Genomic DNA, 3731 nt, shown 5'->3' on the forward strand with positions numbered 1-3731 from the left:
GCGCAGGGGGACGCTGGTGGGGGTGAAGGGGCCCTGGCGGGTGGTGAGGCGTTCCAGCAGCAGCGGGAGGCCGGCCACCGGCAGCAGCCAGGCCAGGACGATCAGGCGGCCGCCCCAGATGTTCATGTCCGGGTGCGCCGCCTGGGTCAGCAGCCCCGTCGAGGCCGCGGCGAGCAGGAACACCCCGAACGCCGGACGGCGCCGCAGCGCGCCCCACGCGCCCGCGGCCAGCGCCCCGGCGAACAGCGGCTCCACCATCTGGCGGCGGGTCCACTCGACCCAGAAGTTCAGTTCCAGGCGCAGGAACTCCCGCCAGGGGTCGGCCCGGTCGGGCCGCTGGAAGTGGTCGGTGAGCAGGTCCTGCACGCTGTCGGTGGCGGTCGGGTGGTCCAGCGCCCAGGCGGCCACCACCGTGGCGAGCGCCCCGTACGCGCAGGCCGCCGCCACCGCGACCAGCCCGCGCCCCATCGGGCGCCCGCGCCGCAGCCGGCGCAGCGCGACGGCCACGCCCGCCCCGGCCAGGCACAGCGCGAGGAAGAGGGCCTGCGAGTGCTTGACGGTGAACAGCGCCGCCAGCGACAGCGAGACCAGCACCGTCCCCGTCCAGCCGCGCCCGCGCAGCACCAGGGCGCAGCCCCACAGGGCGGACAGGGTGAGCAGGAGCAGCAGCCCCTCGGTCATCGGCCGCATCGCCGTCGCCCCGCAGGGCAGCAGGTGGAACAGCGCCTGCCCGGTGAGCGCCAGGGTGCGCCGGACCCGCAGGGTGCGCAGGACCAGGAAGGCGAGGACGCCGCACGAGGAGGTGACGGCGACGCCCGCCGTCCACAGGCCCCACTTGACGCCGAGCAGGCCGACGAACGGGACCAGGAAGGCCGGGTAGCCGGGCCGGACCTCGAAGATGCGCTGGAACCGCTCGGACATGAAGGGCGTGGTGTGTCCCCCGGTCTGTCCCGCCTCCAGCCGCTCCTCGACGGTCCTCCAGTGGTCGGAGCGGCACCTGGCGGTGACGTCCCGGGCGGGTGAGGCCCGGTGGAAGCGCTCCACGTCGACGCCCTGGGCACGGCGGGCGGCGGACGCCCGTCCGGCGCAGGCGTACTCGATGGTGATGCCCGCCGCCTCCCGCTTGTCCTGGCCGAGCAGGCTGAGCGTGTACGACAGGTAGTTCTTGGTGTCGGGGGTGTCCCGGCCGCTGACGTCGGCGAGCTGGAGCACGGCGAAGAAGGCGGCCAGCAGCAGCACCCAGCCGCTGCTCCGGCGGGGACGCAGGGCGGCGCGCGGCGAGGGCCGCGGCGCGGTTCCCGCCGGGGTCCTCGCCGGGACTTTCGCCGGGGTCCTGCGCGGGGCGGCGGCGCTCATGACCGCTGGAGGAGGTCGTCGCGGCCGGTGGCCGGGGCGGGCAGGGCGGCCGCGGCGGCGCGGTCCGCCGGTGCGGCGGCGGCCGGCACCGGCTCGCCCAGCATCAGGGTGCGCACCACCCGCTCGGCGGCCCGGCCGTCGTCGAACTCGTTGTAGACGGCGCGGAACCGCGCGCGCAGCCGCGCCGACTCCTCGTCCCGCCAGGCGTCCGAGGCGAACAGCGCGGCCAGCTCCTCGTACGTGCGCGTCACACGGCCGGGCGGCTCGGCGGTGACGTCGAGGTAGAGGCCGCGGCTCGCCGCGACCGCGGCCAGGTCGTCGGCGTGCACCACGATCGGCCGGTCGAGGTTGGCGTAGTCGAACATCAGCGACGAGTGGTCGGTGACCAGGACGTCGGAGGCGAGCATCAGGTCCTCCACATGGGGTTCGTCGGTCGCGTCGACGAGGACGCCCCGCCGGTGCAGTTCGGCGAGACCGAGACCGCGGGCGGGGCCGTCGGCGAGCGAGGGGTGGAGGCGGACCACCAGGGTCCGCCCGGGGCCGAGGTCGGCGGCGAGGCGGGCCGGGTCGAACGGCTCCACGTGCCCGCCGCGCACGTGGTCGCGGCGGGCCGGGGCGTACAGCACCACGGTGTGCCCGGCGGGGATGCCGAGGCGGGCCCGGGCGGCCGCGCCGCGGGCCGTGTCGCCGCGCACCAGCACGTCGTTGCGGGGGCTGCCGGTGCGCAGCGAGGTGAAGTGGCAGGGGAAGGCGCGGTCCCAGACCCGCTCGGAGTGCCGGTTGGCGACCAGGCTGTAGTCCCAGAGGTCGGCCCGCCGCAGCATCCGCGGCACGTCCGGTCCCTGCCGGGCGCCGGGCCTGGTCCGCAGGTCGGCGCCCTGGTACTTCAGCGGGGTGCCGCGGTGCGTCTGGATGTGCACGCTGCCGGGCCGTTTCACCGGCATCCAGGGCCAGGTGACGTCGTTGACGAACCAGGCGGCGCGGGCCTGGAGCGCCAGGTGGCGGCGCGAGCCGGGGGCGACGTGCTCGACGCCCTCGGGGACCTGGTGGGCGTGTTCCGGGCGCACCACCCACACCCCGCGGATGTGCGGGGCGAGTTCCCGGGCCGCCCGGTGGATCGCCGCCGGGTCGCCGAGCACGCCGCGGTGGTGGAACGCCGAGTACAGCGCGAGCTCGCGGTCCAAGGGGCGGCGCCGGTGCGCGAACTGCCAGGCCCGGCCCGCGCATTCGGCGGCGACGGTGCGGAGGCGGGCCGCCGGCCCGCCGGCGCGGCGGCGGACGGCGGCCGCCCGCCGGCCCAGGAGGTAGGCGGCGTAGGGCAGCCGCAGCACCTTCGGGGCGGAGCCGGTCCCCGAGCCCGGCGGCCGGTGCTCGCGCAGCAGCCGGGCGGTCGCGCGGAAGAACTCCGCCCTGTCGGCGGGCGGGAGGCGGTCCGGCTTGCCCAGCACGTCCAGGCAGTGCTCGCCCGCCTTGCGGTGCAGGTACGGCTTCCAGGGGGCGAGTTCCGGATGCTCGTCGACGTACGAGAACACCCGGCGGTACTGCTCGTGCAGGTCGAAGTGGCGGCGGCTGGTGGTGGAGAGGATCGAGCCGGTGGGCCGCTGGCGGTAGCCGACGCAGACGCGGTCCAGGGCGGCGATCCGCCCGGCGGTCAGCAGGACCGGGAAGGTCCAGGGGGTGTCCTCGTAGTAGCCGGGCGGGAAGCGGAAGCCGTGCCGCTCCACGAAGTCGCGGCGGTAGGTCTTGTTCCAGGCCACCATCAGCAGTTCCAGGATCTCCGGGTGCTCGGCCGCCGTGAAGACGCCGCCGGGGGCGGCGCCGGTCCGCGCCAGCACGTGGGCCAGCGCGTTGCGGCGGACGCCGCCCCACCAGTGGGCGCGGACGTAGTCGAAGACGAGGACGTCGGGGTCGCCGGTCTCGTCGAGGCGGTCGGCGATCGCCCGGAGGGCGCCGGGGGTGAGGGTGTCGTCGCTGTCCAGGAAGAGGAGGTGGTCGCCGGTGGCATGGGGGAGCGCGGCGTTGCGGGCGGGGCCGAGGCCGGCGTTCTCCTCCAGGTGCAGGACCGTGATCCGGGGGTCGCGGGCGGCGTAGGCGTCGAGGATCTCGCCGCTGCGGTCGGGGGAGCGGTCGTCGACGGCGATCAGCTGCCAGTCGGTGAAGGACTGGGCCAGGACGGAGTCGAGGCATTCGCGGAGGAAGCCCTGCACGCGGTGGACGGGGACGATGACGCTGAGGCGGGGCACGGGGTTCAGCTCCTCACCGGGGCGGTGGCTCGGTCCGGGGTCGCGGTGGGCGGCGCCGCCGCGGTGCGTGCGGAAGGGGCGGCGGCCGGTGCGGCGGCCGGCGCCGGGGCGGGCGGCGCGTCGTCGGGCACC

General features: G+C 76.5%; 2 protein-coding genes. Both read right to left on the reverse strand.

The window, feature by feature from the left end; genetic code table 11:
- A partial coding sequence (locus A2U95_RS22310; protein ID WP_420857035.1) for a hypothetical protein occupies nucleotides 1-1266 on the reverse strand: 1266 nt, incomplete at its 3' end.
- Nucleotides 1267-1352: 86 nt separating this feature from the next.
- Complete coding sequence (locus A2U95_RS22315) at nucleotides 1353-3599, reverse strand: bifunctional glycosyltransferase/CDP-glycerol:glycerophosphate glycerophosphotransferase (protein ID WP_166026046.1); 2247 nt, start codon at nucleotides 3597-3599, stop codon at nucleotides 1353-1355.
- Nucleotides 3600-3731 lie beyond the last annotated feature (132 nt).

This window comes from Streptomyces chilikensis (assembly GCF_001642695.1).
GTDB lineage: Bacteria > Actinomycetota > Actinomycetes > Streptomycetales > Streptomycetaceae > Streptomyces > Streptomyces chilikensis.